The organism is Collinsella sp. CM84Y_54, assembly GCF_036317945.1.
GTDB lineage: Bacteria > Actinomycetota > Coriobacteriia > Coriobacteriales > Coriobacteriaceae > Collinsella.
Genome location: NZ_JAWQCX010000001.1, coordinates 506,101 through 524,822, shown reverse-complemented (window position 1 = coordinate 524,822; position 18,722 = coordinate 506,101). Strand labels below are relative to the sequence as shown.

Below are 18,722 nucleotides of genomic sequence, written 5' to 3'. Positions count from 1 at the left end.
ATCTACTACTTCGCCGAGGACTAAGGACGCACGGCGCGCATGGCAGGCTCCCGGACATATCGCACGAAGGTGCTCGTTCTCGACAAAACCAAGCTCAAAGAGACGGACCTGATCCTGACGATGCTTGACGAGCGGGGTCGGCAGGTGCGTGCCGTGGCTAAGGGCGCACGTAAGCCCGGCGGTCGCCTTGCGGCCCGCTGCGAGCTCTTCTGCACCGTTGATATGCTATTGGCGCATGGCCGCTCGCTCGACGTTGTTTCTCAGGCGGAGCTTATTGAGGCGCCGCTCGGTGCTGCTCCTGACTACGAGACGACCTGTGCCGCCAGCGCGATTGCCGAGGTTGCGCGTGTGTGCTCGTTCGAGGATGCCGAGGATCCATTTACCTTTGCCATTACGCAGCGGGCGCTCACGCTTGTCGGTAGCGGGCTCGGTCCGGCACACATGGACCTGCTCGTGGCGGCCTTTGTCTTTAAACTGCTGTCGCACGTTGGTTACCGACCCGATTTCTCGGCTTGTGTCTCGTGCGGCGATCCCATGCTCTCGCATTTTTCGGCCCAAGCCGGCGGGCTTCTGTGCGGGTCGTGCGCGTCGAGCGTTCCGGGTGCCGAGCTGGTGTCGACCGGCGAGGTCGCATGGCTGCGCGCCCTCATGTCCATGACCTTCGATGCTCTCATGGCCGAGAGGATCGACCCCCATACCGCAGCCTTTTTGCTGGGGCTTTCGCATGTTTGGGCTGCGACGCACGCCGATCAGCGCCTCCGTGCGATGGAATTCATGTTGGGTCGGTGATGATGCGCAGGGGCGGGCTGCTTGTGGTAACATACCGACCTGTTGGTACCTCGACCTTGGTTGCTCGCTCCACCGGCGGCTTCCCAGTCCGAGGCGAATCGAGTCGCCCGCGGGCGACGTAAAACGAAAGGTGAAACAATGACTGTTTCCAAAGAGCGCAAGGCGGAGCTGACTGCCCAGTTCGGTAACACCCCGGTCGACACCGGTAACCCCAAGGTTCAGGTCGCCATCCTGTCCGAGCGCATCAAGGAGCTGACCGAGCACATGAAGTCCCACCAGAAGGACTTCCATACCCGTCGTGGCCTGCTCATGCTCGTCGGCCGTCGTCGTCGTCTTCTCTCCTACATCAAGAAGAACGACATCGTCGAGTACCGTGAGCTCATCAAGGCTCTGGGCATCCGCGACAACATCCAGTAAGGATTTGTACATGCTAAGAGCGTCCTGCGCAGCGGGGCGCTCTTTTTGTGTAAGGGCGTGAACAATCACGCTCTGAAGCGTGGCGGGGGCAGGGGGCCCGCGTCACATGAGAAGCCCGCAGGCAAGGGGCCTGTGGGGTAAGGAGAACAATGACACTCGTATCCAAGACCTTTGAGCTGTACGGCAAGACCTACACCTTTGAGTCGGGCGAGCTTGCCAAGCAGGCCACCGGCGCCTGCCTGGTCAAGCAGGGCGACACCACGATGCTCGACACCGTGGTCGTCTCCAAGGAGCGCAAGAACTACGACTTCTTCCCGCTGACCGTCGACTTCAACGAGAAGATGTACGCCGCCGGCCGCATCCCGGGTGGTTACCTCAAGCGTGAGGGCCGTCCCAGCGAGAAGGCCACGCTCACCGCGCGCATGATCGACCGTCCGATTCGCCCGAGCTTCCCGGACGGCTTCCGCAACGAGGTGCACATCGTCGCCACCTCGCTCGTCGCCGATCAGGTCAACCCCTTCGACGTCATCAACGTCATGGGTGCTTCCCTGGCTATGACGCTCGGTGGCGTGCCCTTCGAGGGTCCGCTTGCCTGCGTGCGCATCGGCCGCAACGTGGAGACTGGCGAGTTTATCGTCAACCCCACCTACGAGGAGCGCGAGAACTCCGATCTGGACCTGGAGCTGGGCGGCTCTGCCGACTTCATCTCGATGGTCGAGGCCGGCGCCGAGGAGATCTCCGAGGACGACATGCTCGCCGCCATGAAGTTTGGCCAGGAGGCCCTTGCTGCTTTCTGCCAGGCCCAGGACGAGTTTGTCGCCGAGTGGGAGCAGGTCAACGGCCCCATCGTCAAGAAGGAGTACCCGCTCGACCAGCCCGTCGAGGAGGTCCAGGAGCGCATCTTCGCCCACTACGACGAGATGACGGCCGCCCTTCGTGATGCCGACAAGCTCTCTCGTATCGGTAAGGTTGAGGCTCTGAAGGAGTCCATCCGCGCCGAGTTTACCGAGGAGGAGCAGGCCGCTTGGGAGCGCGAGATCCCCGTGGCGCTCAAGAAGCTCGAGAAGAAGGCCATGCGCACCATGGTCGTCGAGACTGGTGAGCGCGTCGACGGCCGTGCCGCCGATGAGATCCGTCCCATCATGGTGAAGGACAACTACCTGCCGCTCGTTCACGGCTCCGGCCTGTTCCAGCGCGGCCAGACCCAGGTGCTTTCCGTCCTGTCGCTCGGCATGCTCAACGAGGGCCAGCGTCTGGATACCATCGAGCCCACCGAGGGCAAGCGCTATATGCACCACTACAACTTCCCGCCGTTCTGCACCGGCGAGACCGGCCGCATGGGCAGCCCCAAGCGCCGCGAGATCGGCCATGGCAACCTGGCCGAGCGCGCCCTGCTTCCGGTGCTCCCCGACGAGAACGAGTTCCCCTACGCCATCCGCGTCGTCTCCGAGGTCATGGAGTCCAACGGCTCCTCTTCGATGGCTTCGACCTGCGGCTCCACGCTCGCCCTTATGGACGGCGGCGTGCCCATTAAGCGCCCGGTCTCCGGTATTGCCATGGGCTTGATCCAGGAGGAGGGCAAGACCGTGGTCCTGTCCGACATCCAGGGTCTCGAGGACTTCCTGGGCGACATGGACTTTAAGGTCACCGGCACCACCGAGGGCATCACCGCCCTCCAGATGGACAACAAGGCCACCGGCCTCACCTTCGACATCTTGGCCCGCGCCCTGCAGCAGGCCAAGGAGGGTCGCGCCTTCATTCTGCAGAAGATGCTCGATGTGATCCCCGAGCCGCGCCACACCACGCGCAGCACCGCTCCGCGCATCGTCTCCATTCAGGTTCCGACCGACAAGATCCGCGACGTCATCGGTTCCGGCGGTAAGGTCATCCGCGGCATCCAGGACGAGACCGGCGCCTCGGTCGACATCCAGGAGGACGGCACCGTCTTTGTCGGCGGCACCGGCGAATCCGTCGACCAGGCCGTCGAGCGCATCAAGCTCATCATCAAGGTTCCCGAGCCGGGCGAGGAGTACACCGGTCGCGTGGTCTCCATCCAGCCCTTCGGCGCCTTCGTGAACCTGCTGCCCGGTAAGGACGGCCTGCTGCACATCTCCCGCGTCGCCAAGGGCCGCGTGGAGAAGGTCGAGGACGTCCTCAACGTCGGCGACGAGGTCAAGGTCGTCGTCATCGAGGTCGACGATCGCGGTAAGATCTCGCTCGATCGTCTGGATAAGCCCGAGGCCCCGGCACGTGCTGAGGGTGCCTCCGAGGGCGACGGTGAGCACTTCCAGCGTCGTGAGCGTCCGCGTCGCGAGCGCTCCGAGCGCAACGACCGTCCGCGCCGTCCCGGTGACAATGGAGGCCGCAAGCCCCGCCGTCACCACGACGCCGAGTAACAGCCGTACATAATCAGCTCAACAAGGGCGACTCCTAAGGGGTCGCCCTTTTGCTATTCCCGGCGGGGTCCGCGGGTAAAGTTTCCTGCTCTACAGTCCTGCTCGCACGGAGAGCACATTAAGTGCTCTCCGGCTCGTGCGGAACTCGCGATAAACTTTACCCGCGGCCCCCGCCGGGAATAGCAAAAGGGCTGGTTGGTGCCGCTCGCTATTGAGTTAGACAGTCTATTCAGTAGTCAGATTTCAGATCTGTAGATAGCCGCAGCAGCATTTCCTCAGATAAAACCTACCTAAATAAACCTGTCTCTTATTGGTAGGTCTGGTCTCAGCGGGCCCGGCACGGGCTAAGTTTATCGCGAGTTCCGCACGCAAAGGAAAGCACTTAATGTGCTTTCCGTCTTGCGCAGGACTGTAGAGCAGGAAACTTAGCCCGTGCCGGGCCCGCTGAGACCAGACCGGCGAGGTACACAGGTTCAGATGGGGCTTTGATGCATGGGTGGTCTGTTGGTGGGCAAATGGGTATCATACTGTGGTTATTGCATCGACTCTGTGATGCTTTGTTGTACGTTCCCGGCGGTCGGTTTGCCAGAAGCGCCCCGTCGGTTGTTCCAGACCCGTTTCGAAGAAAGGAAACCACACGAACCTATGGCAGCTAAAAAATCATCTCCCTTGAAGATCATTCCGCTCGGCGGCCTTGACGGCATCGGCAAGAACATGACGGTCTTCGAGTGCGGCGACGACATGGTGCTCGTTGACGCCGGCCTCATGTTCCCCGACGACTCTCAGCCCGGTATCGACCTGGTGCTTCCCGACTACACCTATGTCCTGGAGAACGAGGAGAAGCTCCGCGGCATCATCGTCACCCACGGCCACGAGGACCACACTGGTTCGCTTCCGTACCTGCTGCAGGATCTCAACAACAAGGTGCCCATCTTCTCGAGCAAGCTGACGCTCGGTTTTATCGAGGGCAAGCTCTCCGAGTTCCGCATCCGCGCACCTAAGTTCCGCGAGGTCAAGGGCGGAAGCCATGTCAATCTCGGTGGCATCTCGCTCGATTTCTTCTCCATGACGCACTCCATTCCGGGTGCACTGGGCGTGTTCATTCGCACCAACCAGGGCACCGTTATGCACACGGGTGACTTTAAGCTCGATCAGACGCCCATCGACGGCGTCACGCCCGACTATGCCGCCATCAGCCGCTTTGCCAAGCAGGGCATCGACCTGCTGCTTTCCGACTCCACCAACGCCACGGTTCCGGGCTTTACCAAGTCCGAGGCCGAGGTTGGTCCCAACCTGCTGCATGCCATCAAGAACGCCCCGGGTCGCGTGTTCGTCGCGTCGTTCTCGAGCCACATCCATCGCCTGCAGCAGATCTGCGACGCCGCCCGCAAGTGCGGCCGCAAGGTCGTCGTGACTGGACGTTCCATGCTCACCAACACCCGCGTGGCGCGCGAGTTGGGCTACCTCAACATCGACGATGCCGATATCATTGATGCCTTCGATATCGATAACCTGCCCGACGACAAGATCGTCGTCATGTGCACCGGTTCGCAGGGCGAGCCGCTGTCGGCCCTGTCCCGCATGGCCAACGGCGAGCACAAGACGCTTTCTATCCACGAAGGCGATACCGTCATTCTCTCGGCAACTCCCGTTCCCGGCAACGAGAAGGCCGTTCAGCAGGTCGTCAACAGCCTGGCCAAGCTTGGCTGCGACGTCTGGGATAAGTCCCGCGCCCTCGTTCACGTCTCGGGGCACGGCAGCCAGGAGGAACTCAAGCTCCTCATGGCCATGGCCAAGCCCACCTACTTTATGCCGGTTCACGGCGAGGCCGTGCATCTGCGCGCCCATGCCCAGCTTGCTCGTAAGATGGGCATCAAGGATGATCACATCTTTATCCTCGATAACGGCGACACGCTCGAGATGCGTGGCGGTATCGTCAAGCGCGGTACGCCCGTCGAGTCCGGCGTCGTCTATGTTGACGGTCTGCGCATCGGCGACACCGACCCCATTGTCCTGCGCGATCGCCAAAAGCTCGCCAATGACGGTATGGTCACGGCCGTTGCCATCGTCTCGCTCAAGCATAAGAAGATCGAGGCTATCGAGTTCTCGGGCCGCGGTGTTTCGTTTGCCATCGACGACCAGTTCTCCGAGGATGCCTCAGCAGCCATCATGAAAACGATCGAGAAGGGTAAGTTTACCTTTACCAGCAGCGGCTCCGATGCCATTCGCAAAGCCGTGCGCGATTCGCTCTCCAACTTTATCTGGAGCCGTACGCGCACCCGTCCGATGATTATCCCGGTCGTCATGGAGGTTTAGTTTGGCGCGCGGATCTGCACAAAACGCCAAAGGCAACAAAGCCAACAACCAACCGGCATCTGCTAAGGGTGCCGGTTCCCATCTGCGTGCCAATAAGGGCCACGAGTCCGAGTTCGATGAGTTCGAGTCCCTGGTCGAGCCTTCGGCCAATCGCGATATCGCCGGCGTGGTCATTGCCGTTTTGGCGATTGCGTCCTTTATTGCCGTGATTTCCCCGGCAACGGCGCCCGTGACAGCTGCGGTTGCCGGTTTCTACCACCTTGGCTTTGGCCTGGGCGCCTACGTGCTGCCGATCGTCATCTTGCTGTTTGCCGCCACGCTCTTTTTGGGTGAGGACTCGCCGCTCAACATTCGCTCGGTCGCGGGTGGCGCCGTGGTGTTTGTGGCCATTGTCTCTATCCTGTCGCTGATGGTGCCGGGCACGAGCGATTCGTGCGACCTCATGTTTACGCCGCAAAACCTATCTGCGTCGGGCGGCTACATTGGCGCCTTTATCGCAAGTACCTTGCAAAACGCCCTGGGTAAACCTATTGCCATGGTTGTCTTGCTTGGGCTTGTCGTCGTTGGCCTGGTCATTATCGGCTTTTCGGTGGGCGGCGTTTTGCGCTCCGCACGCGATCGCGCCGCCGATTTTGCCGAGCGCCGTCGTGCCGATGTCAATGTGAGCCCGTGGGGCGACGAAGAGGCCCTGTCGGTTCCCGGCGTCGCCCGTCCGCACCTGAGCATTCTGCGCCAGAAGGGAACTGATGCCGCGGTGACCACGGTCATGGGAGGCGATGCCGACCCGGTTTTGGATGACGACGAGGACGATGACCCGTTTGTCGACGTGTCCGAGGCCGTGGAGGCCGAGCGCGCTAAGACCACGCTGCTGCCGCGTCGTCATGCCAAGAAGGGCAAGGCCGCGCCCAAGCTCAACACGAGCGAGCCCGACCCGTCTTGGTCCGATAGCGAAATCGAACTCACCGAGGGCGATGACGAGGACGACGAGACTCCGCTCGAGACCGCCAAGACAACCTTGCTGCCGCGTCGCCGTGCCAAGGCAGGACAGGTCACCGGACAGTTTTCGATAGAAGACGACCCGGACAATGCTGACGAGTCAGAACCGCCGTTTGCCGTGAATCCCGTTTCGGCAGCTCCGCAGATTCCCGACTTCCTAAAGCATCCCAAGGTTGCCGATGCCTCCAGCTCTACGACTTCAGCTGCTCCTGTTGCAGTCGGTGATGGGGGAGCGGACGGTACTGCTGCCGGTGTCGAGGGCGAACAAGAGGACGGCCTCAAGCTCCCGCCGCTCGAAATCCTGCACGCCAATCCGCAGTCGGCGTCCTCCGCGTCTTCTGATAAGGAACTGGAACAGACTGCCGAGTCGTTGCAGTCTACCCTGCTCGAGTTTGGCCGTAGCGCTCGCGTCGTCGGCTGGATTGCCGGCCCCACGGTCACGACCTTTAAGCTGCAGCCCGGCGAGGGCGAGCGCGTGAGCAAGATCTCGAGCCTCGAGGACGATATCGCGCTTTCGCTTGCCGCCCAGTCGGTGCGCATTTTCGCGCCGATTCCCGGCACCTCGCTCGTGGGCATCGAGATCCCCAATCGCAAGCGTCAGAACGTCAACCTGGGCGACGTGCTTCCCTATGTGAAGGGTGGCCCGCTCGAGCTGGCCATCGGTCGCGATGCCGAGGGCACTCCGGTTGTCGCCGACCTCGCTAAGATGCCCCACTTGCTGATTGCCGGTACCACCGGTTCCGGTAAGTCGGTCATGATCAACTCCATCATCACGACCTTGCTCATGCGCGCTCTTCCCGAGGACGTTCGCCTGATCATGGTCGATCCCAAGCGCGTCGAGCTTGCGGGCTATAACGGCCTGCCGCATCTCTACGTGCCCGTGGTGACCGAGCCCAAGCAGGCTGCCAGTGCACTTCAGTGGGCCGTGTCCGAGATGGAGCGTCGCCTGAAGGTGTTCGAGCGCCTCAACGTTCGCAAGATCTCGACGTATAACGAAAAGCAGGCCGCCGGCGAGTTTGAGCATTACGATAACCCACCGCAAAAGATGCCCTACCTGGTCATCATCATCGACGAGCTTTCGGACCTGATGATGGTCGCCGGCAAGGATGTCGAGGCCTCGATCGTCCGTATCGCCCAGCTGGGCCGCGCCGCCGGTATTCACCTTATCGTGGCTACGCAGCGCCCCAGCTCCAACGTGGTGACGGGCCTTATTAAGGCCAACATCACCAACCGTATTGCTTTTAACGTGGCTACGGGCATCGATTCCCGCGTCATTATCGACCAGATGGGCGCCGAAAAGCTTACTGGTTTGGGCGACATGCTGTTCTCCAAGGTCGACTGGGGCAAGCCCCGCCGTATCCAGGGCTGCTTTGTCTCGGACGATGAGATCAACGAGATCGTCGAGTTCGTTAAGTCGCAAAGCGAGCCCGACTATCACGAGGAGATTCTGTCTGCTGTGGCGCCCGCTTCCATGTCTATGGCTGGTGGCGGCGGCATTGTTCGCACGGGCGTTGCCGAGCCGCAAGATGACGACCCGCTTATCTGGGAGGCCGCCCATATTGTGGTGGAATCGCAGCTTGGCTCCACATCTGGCCTGCAACGCCGCCTTAAGGTTGGTTATGCGCGTGCCGGGCGTATTATGGACATGCTGGAAGAGAAGGGTGTCGTCGGCCCACCCGACGGCTCTAAGCCGCGCGAGGTCCTGCTGGATGAGGAGGGGCTTGCCGCGCTGGAGTCTGTCGACGCCGAGATGGCACGTGAAGATCGTGAGTTTGGAGGATTCTGATGGCTGCACGCTTTGGTGACATGCTGCTCGAGCAGCGTCGCCGGATGGGCCTTTCCATCCAGCAGGTCGCCAACACCATCAAAATCAGGCCGCAGATCATCGAGTTTTTCGAGACCGGTAACTTTGCATCGATGCCCCCGCGTGGCTATGCGCAGGGCATGATTTCGAGCTACGCTCGTTTTTTGGGGCTTAACCCGCGCGAGGTCGTCAACGCTTATTTTGACGACCTCATGGCATATGAACGCGAGACCTCGCAGCAGGGCGGTCGTTTTCAGGATGCTGCCGGCTACGTTAACTCGCGTTCGTCGGTCGATAACGGACGCTTTCTGATGGTTCAGGGAGGACGCTCGACGCGGTACGGCCAGCGTCCTCCGCAGGCTGGTTATATCACCGAGACGGGCTCTAGCGAGGAGATTCGTTCTCAGCGAGATCGCTTTCGCAGTACGCCCATGCCGGATGACCGCGCGCTTCCCGCCGCTCGCGGGTTGAGTCGCGATCCTCGCGCCGGTTACGGCGACGGTGGCTACTCCGGTCGCGGTTATCGCGGAGTTTCTGCCGGGCGTTCCCGCGGTGGATATGCCGACGCCGATACCACGCAGGTGACGCCGCGCCTCCGTTCCCAATCGCAGCCTTACGGGCAGCGCTCTTCGGCGCCTCGCTCTGACCAGCGTGGCTATCAGAACCGTGGTGAGCTTGCGCCGCGTTCGGGCCAGCGTGGCTCACAGCGCCAGGGCGGCTATCGTGGTCGTCCCGATAGCGGTCGCGGCCGTATGCCGCAGGGGAATGGCCGTGGCGGCTCCAATCGCGGACGCGGCGGTGGACGTGCTCCTCAGAACAATGGTCTCGATCCGCGCATCATCTACGCCGGCATCGGTGCCGTGGCACTTTTGCTGATTTTGCTCATCGTGGTCCTCCTGCGTGGCTGCGGCTCTTCTGCACCCGAGCCGACGCCCGAGACGCCCGCGGCCACCAAGACGACGACCAAGAAGTCTTCCAAGAAGACCGAATCCGTTGATGAGGATGAAGGCACCGACGATGCGACGGATTCTGCCGATTCCGATGCCGCCAAGGCGACGGTAAAAAAGGAAGAGGACGAGGTCATCAAGGTCAAGGTTTCCGTTGCCAAGGGCAAGACCGCCTGGATTGAGGTCAAGGTCGACGGCAAATCGGTCTACGGCGCCCAGGCGACCGGTCCCTTTGAGCAGGAGTACACGCCCGAGTCCTCGATCGAGATCACCACGTCCAAGCCCTCCGATGTCACGGTTACCAAGAACGGTGAAAAGGTCCGCTATGACACCAAGACATCGGGCGTGGCGCGCGTGACCATTACCGTTCCCAAGAAGGAGTCCACAGACTCCAAGGACGGCGAGGGTAACGACGGCACCGATACTGCCGACGGCACCGACGCCCAGTCTGCCGACGGCGCCGATGCTCAGTCTGCCGACGGCACCGACACGGCATCCGACGGCCAGGCAGCAAACGATTAGTTGACTATTCGTACGACAGCTACTAAGGCTCCCCGTACCGAAAGGAAGAACCATGGCTAAAGATTCCAGCTTCGACGTTGTGTCCGAGGTCAATATGCAGGAGGTCGATAACGCTTTCCAGCAGACCACTCGCGAGATCTCTCAGCGCTATGACCTCAAGGACTCCGGCGCCTCCATCGAGCTTTCGAAGGGCGACAAGCTCTTTACGATCAATGCCCCGGCCGATTTCGTCTCCAAGCAGATCGTCGACGTGCTGAGCTCTAAGCTCATCAAGCGCGGCATCGACCTCAAGGCTGTCTCCTGGGACGCGCCGCAGGCGGCTTCGGGCGGTACCGTGCGCGTGCTCGGTCACATCGTCGAGGGTATCGACCAGACGACTGCCAAGAAGATCAATAAGGACATCAAGGATCAGAAGCTCAAGGTCAAGGTGACGATTGAGGCCGACAAACTGCGTGTTTCCTCTGCTTCCAAGGATGCGCTGCAGACCGTGATCCAGTTCCTGCGCGACCAGGACTACGGTCAGCCGCTGCAGTTCACCAACTACCGCTAATTCTTTCGAAAGGACCGCTCTCCAACATGGATACTCCGTTGGGCTCCGTGCTCTATATCACCCTCGGGTGCGCCAAGAACGAGGTCGATACCGACCGTATGCGTTCGCTGCTGACTGCCGCAGGCTACGAGGAGGCATTCGATCCACAGGATGCCGATATCGCCATCGTCAATACGTGCTCGTTCCTTGCCTCTGCAACGTCCGAGAGCATCGAGACCACGCTCGAGCTTGCCAACGAGGTGCAGGACGGCGTTCGTTCCTGCCCGATCGTCATGTGCGGCTGCGTGCCGTCACGCTACGGCGACGACCTACCCGACGAGCTGCCCGAGGTCGCGGCCTTTGTGAAGGCCGACGAGGAAGACGGCATCGTGGCGGTTATCGATGACGTGCTGGGTGTTGAGCGCGAGATTGCCGCCTATATTCCGCAGGTCAAGCGCACCGTCGAGGGCGCTGTCGCCTATGTCAAGATCTCCGATGGCTGCAACCGCTTCTGTAGCTTCTGCATGATCCCGTATATCCGCGGTCGTTATCACTCGCGCAATGCCGAGAGCATTATCTCCGAGGTGCGCGACCTGGTCGCCGGTGGCGTGCGCGAGATCGTTCTGATCGGTCAGGACACGGGCATCTGGGGTACCGACTTTGCCGACGAGGACCTCGCTGAGGGCGCGCCGCGCAATCTGGCGCAGCTGCTGCAGGCCGTTGATGAGGCGGTGCGTCCTCATAACGTGTGGGTCCGCGTACTCTACCTGCAGCCCGAGGGCATGACCGACGAGCTTATCGAAACCATTCGCGATACGCCCGAGGTGCTGCCCTATATCGATATCCCCGTGCAGCACTGCGACGCGCGCATCCTCAAGGCCATGCGCCGCTCCGGTTCGCGCCAGGAGCTCGAGGACCTGTTCCGCGACCTGCGCGAGCGCATCCCCGGTATCGTGATCCGCTCCACGGCCATGGTAGGGTTCCCGACCGAGACCGACGACGAGTTCCGCGATCTCATTGACTTTATGGACACCGTCGGCTTTGACTACACGAGCGTCTTTGCCTACTCGCAGGAGGAGGGCAGCCTGGCTGCTAAGATGGAAGGTCAGGTTGACGAAGAGGTTAAGCTCGAGCGCGCCCAGGAGGCCATGGACCTGGCCGAGTCGCTCGGTTTTGCTGCAACTGCCGCACATGTGGGCGAACGCGCCCAGGTGATCGTCGACGGTATCGAGGAGACCGAAGACGGTGCCGAGCTCATCGGACATGCCTGGTTCCAGGCGCCCGATTCCGATGGCGCGGTGCATCTGGATGCCAGCGAGGCATCTGTGGGCGATATTCTGACGGTCGAGTTTACCGATAGCTTCTGCTACGAGCTTATCGGTCATGTTGTGGAGTAGGAGAGCGTCGTGGCTAACGAGAGCAATAAGGAACTGACGAGTGTTTGGACGCCCGCCAACATCGTGACGTGCGTGCGCATCGTCTTCATTCCGGTGTTCATGATCGTGTCGGCGCTGTCTCACACAAGCGTTGCCGGTACGGATTTGAGCACCTTCGACGGCCCGCTCGCCGCTGCCGCCTTTGTTCTGTACGTCATCCTGTCGTGCACCGATAAGGTTGATGGCTACCTGGCTCGTTCGCGCAACGAGATCACCGACTTCGGTAAGTTCCTGGATCCCATCGCCGATAAGTTGCTCGTGTTCTCGGCTCTGCTTCTGTTCTTGGATTTTGGTACCGTAACCGTGTGGTCGGTGTTCATTATCTTGTTCCGCGAGCTGCTGGTGAGCGCCCTGCGCATGGTCGCGAGTGCGGCCGGTGTGGTCGTTGCCGCCGATAAGCTTGGCAAGTACAAGACGGCGACCACGATGGTCTCTATCTGCGGCTATCTGTGCGTCTTTGCGATGGCCGGTCTTCAGCTGGGGCCGGTGTCGCTGCTGCTCGGTGTCTATTCGGTGTCGCGCTTCCTGTACGTCATCGCCGTGATTTTGACCATTGTCTCGGGTGCCCAGTACTTCTGGAACTGCCGTAAGATCGTCTTTTCGGTCTAGGTCCTGGTGGGTATGACGGAGTCTTATTTGCAGATCGCCGCAAACAACGAGGAGTTGGCGCGCGATATTGTCGAGCGCGCGAGTGCCCGTGGTGTGACGGTGTCGACGGCGGAGTCGCTGACGGCGGGCATGATCGCCTCGACGATTGCCGATATCCCGGGTGCCTCGGCGGTGCTTCGTGGCGGTGCGGTGACCTACTGCGATGAGATCAAACATCGCGTGCTCGGCGTCGAGCAGGAAACGCTCGATCGGTTTAGTGCCGTGTCGCATCAGACGGCGCGCGAGATGGCCGCGGGCTCGCTTGAACTCTATCAGAGCGATATTGCCGTAAGCGCAACGGGCTACGCTGGGCCCGGTGGTGGCACCGAGCAAGACCCTGCCGGCACGTTCTATATTGGCTGGGCGTATCGCGCGGCCGATGGGGGAGCGCCGGTTGTCGAGTCTGCACGTTGTCATTATGAGGGCGATCGGTCGTGCGTTCGGGCCTATGCGGTCGCGGAGGCTTTGGAGTGCATTGTCCGCGTGCTCAATTCTATGGAATAGACGTGGTTTAAGGGGCCTTAGGGCCCCTTAATTGTGGAGATAGGGACCTTTGACGGTATTGGTGTTTGCGCTGGTATATGGCCTAAATTTGTTCGAGCGGTCGTATTTGTGATTGGCACGGTCAAGCGTTTGGTCGGTGATTGGTCGGCGTTTGGTCGGGTTTTGGAATGTACGGGTGCATATGATGAATCTGAACGGTTGACCACGAACAGCCGTTCGTTTATTATCGTTTCAGGTTGTTAAGAGGAGGGCTATTCATGGCCAAGAATTCAGGTCCCGTACGTACCGTTCATGCACGCACGACGGGTAAAGAGCGCGATGAGATGATCGCCACCACCAAGGCCGAGATCGAGAAGAAGTTCGGCCAGGGCTCTATCATGAGGTATGGCGACGGCGGTCCCGAGCTCGAGGTCGAGGCTATTCCGACGGGCTCTCTGGCGCTCGATGCCGCCTTGGGTATCGGCGGCGTGCCGCGTGGCCGTATCGTTGAGATTTATGGCCCCGAGTCCTCCGGTAAGACGACGCTTTCGCTCGAGATTCTTGCAGAGGCGCAGGCCATGGGCGGCGTTGTGGCATTTATCGATGCCGAGCACGCGCTTGATCCCACCTATGCCGCGCGCATCGGTGTTGATATCGATGAGGTCTTGATTTCCCAGCCCGATACGGGTGAACAGGCGCTCGAGATTGTCGATATGCTTGTGCGCTCCGGTGCCATCGACGCCATCGTCGTCGACTCTGTTGCCGCCTTGACTCCGCGTGCCGAGATCGAGGGCGAGATCGGTGACACGACGGTGGGTCTGCAGGCTCGTTTGATGAGCCAGGCGCTCCGCAAGCTCGCCGGCTCGCTTTCCAAGTCCAACACGACCTGCATCTTCATTAACCAGCTGCGCGAGAAGATCGGCGTCATGTTCGGCAACCCCGAGACCACCACGGGCGGCCGCGCGCTCAAGTTCTTCTCTTCCGTACGAATCGATATTCGCAAAATCGATACCATCAAGCTCAAGGACGAGGTTATCGGCAATCGCGTGCGTGCCAAGGTTGTTAAGAACAAGGTGGCCGCTCCGTTCCGCTCGGCCGAATTTGACATCATGTATGGCACCGGCATCTCTAAAGAGGGCTCGATTCTGGATATGGCCGTCGAGTGCGGCATCTGCAAAAAGATGGGGTCCTGGTTTGCCTATGGCGAGGATAAGCTCGGCAACGGTCGCGAGGCCGCCAAGACATTCCTGCGTGAGCATCCCGATTGCGCTGACGAGATCGAGCACAAGGTTCGCCTTGCCTGCGGCCTTGAGTATGACGATGATGCCCCCTCCGAGGTTGAGTTGACCGGCCAGCCCGCCCCCGAGGAGTTTGATGAGCTGTACGCCATCGATGGCTCCGCAATGCTCGACGATGACGACGAGTAGCGGATGCCGACATGTCGTATACGGTGACCGACGCCACGGTCGTCTTTCCCGATAAGAAGGCGGCCTCCTCGTTCTCGAACGGTTATGCGTCTAAAAAGCCCTGCGCGCATATCGATTGCGATCTTGAGGGCGGTTTTGAACGTTCCATTTGGATTCCCGTGCGCGTGGCGCGCCTGTACGTTAAAAACCGCCCCGATCTTCCCTGTGATTGGGATGACTTTCGCGAGGCGGTGCAGCTTATCGAACGTAAATGTGCACTCACCATGGTGACCGAGATGCTTTCGCGCCGTGATCATGCCACGGGCGAGGTGCGCGATAAGTTGGCGCGCTATGGCTTTCGACAGCCCGCGATCGATTTTGCCGTTGCTCGTGCGACCGAGTATCGTTTTTTGGATGAGAACCGCTTTTGTTCGTACTTTATCGAAGAGCGCAAACGTCGCGGCTGGGGGCAGCGCAAGATCGAGGTTGAACTCAAACGCCGCCATGTCGTACTTGAAGATATCCCCGGGTATCCCGAGGCGTATTTTGCCGTGGATGACGACTTGGCCCGCGCTTCGGCCTTGCTCGCTAAACGTCGCGTCCCCGAGGTCCGTGCATTCGAAAAGCTCGTCAGATTTTTGATGGGTAAAGGCTTCTCGTATCACATCGCCGCCGATGCCGTTAAGGCGCGCCTCGATGCCTTAAGCGAGGAATGCGCCGTATAAGCGTTCGCCCGTTACGCCCCTGCCGTTCACCGCTCGATTGGCGCCGTGCCGGGTGCGTTTATTTGACAGTTGTTGCGGTTCAACGTAGGATATTTACTGTCATTTGCTCTGTGATATGTGCTCATCTGTGATGAGTTTGTTTATATGTTTATCTGTATCCGACCCGCATAAGCTGCGCCCATATTACCCAAATGTCGCGAGCCGTTCGTAAGGACGGTTCGCTTTGCTGTGTAACGAATCCATAAAAAGGAGTGAGCATGCCTATCATTGCAGCGCTCGTTGGCCTCGTTTTGGGTGCCATCGCCGCCATTGCCTACATGCGCACCGCCAAGCAGGGTAGTCTTCACGAGGCCGACGAAAAGATTCAGTCGGCACACGCGCAGGCAGAGTCCCTGATCGGTGATGCAAAGCGTCAGGCCGAGACCCTCAAAAAAGAGGCTCTGCTCGAGGCCAAGGAAGAGATCATCAAGAACAAGCAGGCCGCCGAGGCCGAGGACAAGCAGCGTAAGAGCGAGATTCGCACGCTCGAAAACCGCGTGATGCAGCGCGAGGAATCGCTCGATCGTCGCAACGATGCGCTCGATAAACGCGAGCACCAGCTGTCCAGCCAGGCCGGTCAGGTCGAGAAGCGCTCTCGCGAGCTTGAGGAGCTCTGCGCCAAGCAGACCTCCGAGCTCGAGCGTATTGCCGACCTTACGCGCGAGGACGCTCACAAGGAGCTGCTCGACAAGGTCCGCGGCGAGGTTACCCACGAGGCGGCCACCATCATCCGTGAGTCCGAGCAGCAGGTCCGCGCCGAGTGCCACAAGACCGCTCAGGAGATTCTCTCCCTGGCGATTCAGCGTTGCGCCGCCGACCATACCGCCGAGGTCACCGTCACTTCCGTGCATATTCCCTCCGATGACCTCAAGGGTCGCATTATCGGTCGCGAGGGTCGTAACATCCGCACCTTCGAGCAGGTGTCTGGCGTCAACCTCGTGATTGATGACACTCCCGAGACCGTCGTACTCTCGAGCTTCGATCCGGTCCGTCGTGAGACCGCCCGCGTGGCACTTGAGAACCTCATTGCCGACGGTCGCATTCACCCCGCCCGCATCGAGGAGATGTACCACAAGGCCGCCGACTTGGTTCAGCAGCGAGTGCGCGAGGCCGGCGAGCAGGCCGCCTTCGATACCGGTATCCACGACCTGCATCCCGAGATCGTCAAGACCCTGGGTGCTCTTCGCTACCGCACCTCGTTTGGTCAGAACGTGCTGCAGCACTCGCTTGAGGTCTCCGACCTGTGCGGCGTTATGGCCTCCGAGCTTGGTCTGGATGTTGTGACCGCTAAGCGCGCCGGTCTTCTGCACGACCTGGGCAAGGCCATCGACCACGACGTTGAGGGACCGCATGCTGTCATTGGCGCCGAGCTTGCCCGCCGTTATGGCGAGAAGCCCGTTATCGTCCACGCGATCGAAGCCCATCATGCCGATGTCGACCCCAACACGGTGCTTGACGTTCTGGTCCAGGCTGCCGATGCCGTCTCCGCTTCTCGTCCCGGTGCCCGCCGCGAGTCGGCCGAGAACTACATTAAGCGTCTTGAGAAGCTCGAGGAGATTGCCAACTCTCACGAAGGCGTCGAGCGTACCTATGCTATGCAGGCCGGTCGCGAGGTTCATGTCATGGTTCAGCCGGACAAGATCTCCGATGCCCAGTCCACGGTGCTTGCGCACGATATCGCCCATCAGATCGAGGAAGAGATGGAGTATCCCGGTCAGGTGCGCGTTGTCGTGATTCGCGAGAGCCGTGCCGTCGATATCGCTAAATAACATGAACGACGCGAACGAGCTCATCTCATTTATCGCGTCGATGTCGGGGGAGGGCAACCTTCGCGTCGAGGAAAACCTTGGCGAGGGGTATGTCCGCCTCCGCGTTTCGGAGGCCGAGCGCCGTCAGGCCAAGCATGACATTCAGCATGTAGAGGACATTGTCATCGAGATGCTGCGTAATGCTCGCGATGCCGGAGCCGATAAGGTCTATCTCGCCACGACCAAGGAGGAGGGTGTTCGCACCCTCCTCTTCCTGGATAACGGTTCGGGTGTGCCGCAGGACATGCAGGAGCGTATCTTCGATGCCCGTGTCACCTCCAAGCTTGAGAGCATGAAAATGGACCGTTGGGGTGTTCACGGTCGTGGTATGGCGCTGTTCTCTATCAAGCAGAACACGGATGAGGCACGCGTTGTTACATCGGGCGTCGATTTGGGTTCCGCGTTTAAGGTGTGCGTTGCCACCGATCGCTTGAGCGAGCGCGCCGACCAGTCGAGCTGGCCCCAGGCGGTTAAAGACGAAGACGGTCGCTATGTATGCGCTCGTGGACCCCATAACATCATTCGCGCAGCGTGCGAGTTTGCCCTTGAGGAGCTGCGTGGCTGCGATGTGTATCTGGGCTCTCCGTCCGAGATTGCTGCGACCCTGTACGCTCAGGCTTCGAGCCGTCTCGATACGTCGCGCTTGCTCTTTATCGATGACGAGTGCGAGCTTCCGGTTATCGATCGTTTGGGCCTTGCCTCTGATGCCGAGGACTTTATCCGGATCTGCTCCGGGCTGGGCCTCGAGATGTCCGAGCGCACTGCCCACCGTATTCTGTCGGGACAGATTAAGCCCGTCCGCGGCGTGACCGCGCGTCTGCTGCGCGAGCGCGATTCCACCTCGCATGCGCCGGCTCCCGTCGATCTTGCCAAGGACCGTCGAGGCCTTCGCATCGCCAAGGAAGACATGGCGCAGTTTTCGCGTGCTGTCGAGCGTGACTTTAACGACCTTGCCGCCCGGTATTACCTCAATCTGTGCGGCGACCCTAAGATTCGCGTTTCGCGTGATCGCATCACGGTGACGTTCGATCTCGCCAAAGAGGAATAAAATCTTTACCGAGTCCGCTCGGTACGATACAGTTATTGCAGTTAAAACGTACTTTTAAACGCAGGAGTTTCTTCATGGATTGCCTGAAGGTATCAAGCAAATCATCGCCCGCGTCCGTTGCCGGCGCCATTGCCGGCATGGTCAAAGATGGCGTCCCCGTCAACATTCAATGCGTCGGCGCTGGCGCCGTCAACCAGGCCATCAAGGCCGTCGCCATTGCGCGCGGCTTTCTGATTCCGACCGGCTTCGATGTCTCCTGCGCGCCGGTGTTCTCCGATATTCTCATTAACGGAGAGTCGCGCACGGCAATTCGTCTCTCTATCTACGTTCACCAGATTAATCGGGCTGCTATGGATAATGTCGTCATGGACGACGTTAAGCCTGTTGCGTAAGCGAGCCATCTGCACGCTCGT

The 18,722-nt window shown here is 60.4% G+C and carries 15 protein-coding genes; all 15 read left to right on the top strand.

The window, feature by feature from the left end; genetic code table 11:
* Positions 1-39: 39 nt before the first annotated feature.
* The 15 genes from recO to V2391_RS02310 all read left to right on the top strand — a co-directional run bounded on the left by recO (position 40) and on the right by V2391_RS02310 (position 18,701).
* Positions 40-789 (top strand): DNA repair protein RecO, encoded by a 750-nt coding sequence (gene recO, locus V2391_RS02380; protein WP_329738100.1) that lies wholly within the window; start codon positions 40-42, stop codon positions 787-789.
* A gap of 138 nt (positions 790-927) precedes the next feature.
* On the top strand, positions 928-1,206 hold the full coding sequence (rpsO, locus tag V2391_RS02375; RefSeq protein ID WP_035138510.1) for a 30S ribosomal protein S15: 279 nt from the start codon (positions 928-930) through the stop codon (positions 1,204-1,206).
* Positions 1,207-1,355: 149 nt separating this feature from the next.
* Complete coding sequence (locus tag V2391_RS02370) at positions 1,356-3,602, top strand: polyribonucleotide nucleotidyltransferase (protein WP_329738099.1); 2,247 nt, start codon at positions 1,356-1,358, stop codon at positions 3,600-3,602.
* Positions 3,603-4,247: 645 nt separating this feature from the next.
* Positions 4,248-5,918, top strand: coding sequence for a ribonuclease J (locus tag V2391_RS02365; protein ID WP_117746567.1), 1,671 nt, complete (start codon positions 4,248-4,250; stop codon positions 5,916-5,918).
* Between the two features lies 1 nt (position 5,919).
* Complete coding sequence (locus V2391_RS02360; RefSeq protein WP_329738098.1) at positions 5,920-8,700, top strand: FtsK/SpoIIIE family DNA translocase; 2,781 nt, start codon at positions 5,920-5,922, stop codon at positions 8,698-8,700.
* Positions 8,700-10,187, top strand: a complete 1,488-nt coding sequence (locus tag V2391_RS02355; protein WP_329738097.1) for a helix-turn-helix domain-containing protein — start codon at positions 8,700-8,702, stop codon at positions 10,185-10,187. The genes V2391_RS02360 and V2391_RS02355 overlap by 1 nt, the downstream gene beginning before the upstream one ends.
* Positions 10,188-10,239: 52 nt before the next feature.
* Complete coding sequence (locus tag V2391_RS02350) at positions 10,240-10,737, top strand: YajQ family cyclic di-GMP-binding protein (RefSeq protein WP_329738096.1); 498 nt, start codon at positions 10,240-10,242, stop codon at positions 10,735-10,737.
* A gap of 26 nt (positions 10,738-10,763) precedes the next feature.
* The gene (rimO, locus tag V2391_RS02345) at positions 10,764-12,113 is read left to right on the top strand and encodes a 30S ribosomal protein S12 methylthiotransferase RimO (protein WP_329738095.1); all 1,350 of its coding nucleotides are present in this window, start codon (positions 10,764-10,766) and stop codon (positions 12,111-12,113) included.
* A gap of 9 nt (positions 12,114-12,122) precedes the next feature.
* Entirely contained in the window at positions 12,123-12,761 is a 639-nt protein-coding gene (gene pgsA / locus V2391_RS02340; RefSeq protein WP_225093622.1) for a CDP-diacylglycerol--glycerol-3-phosphate 3-phosphatidyltransferase, read from the top strand.
* 27 nt (positions 12,762-12,788) lie between these two features.
* Entirely contained in the window at positions 12,789-13,304 is a 516-nt protein-coding gene (locus V2391_RS02335; protein ID WP_329738094.1) for a CinA family protein, read from the top strand.
* A gap of 257 nt (positions 13,305-13,561) precedes the next feature.
* Positions 13,562-14,710 (top strand): recombinase RecA, encoded by a 1,149-nt coding sequence (gene recA / locus V2391_RS02330; RefSeq protein ID WP_329738093.1) that lies wholly within the window; start codon positions 13,562-13,564, stop codon positions 14,708-14,710.
* Positions 14,711-14,721: 11 nt separating this feature from the next.
* The gene (locus V2391_RS02325; RefSeq protein WP_329738092.1) at positions 14,722-15,414 is read left to right on the top strand and encodes a regulatory protein RecX; all 693 of its coding nucleotides are present in this window, start codon (positions 14,722-14,724) and stop codon (positions 15,412-15,414) included.
* A gap of 257 nt (positions 15,415-15,671) precedes the next feature.
* Positions 15,672-17,222, top strand: coding sequence for a ribonuclease Y (gene rny / locus V2391_RS02320; RefSeq protein WP_329738091.1), 1,551 nt, complete (start codon positions 15,672-15,674; stop codon positions 17,220-17,222).
* A gap of 1 nt (position 17,223) precedes the next feature.
* Positions 17,224-18,309 (top strand): ATP-binding protein, encoded by a 1,086-nt coding sequence (locus V2391_RS02315; protein ID WP_329738090.1) that lies wholly within the window; start codon positions 17,224-17,226, stop codon positions 18,307-18,309.
* 74 nt (positions 18,310-18,383) lie between these two features.
* On the top strand, positions 18,384-18,701 hold the full coding sequence (locus V2391_RS02310; RefSeq protein ID WP_118079896.1) for a stage V sporulation protein S: 318 nt from the start codon (positions 18,384-18,386) through the stop codon (positions 18,699-18,701).
* Positions 18,702-18,722: the final 21 nt, after the last annotated feature.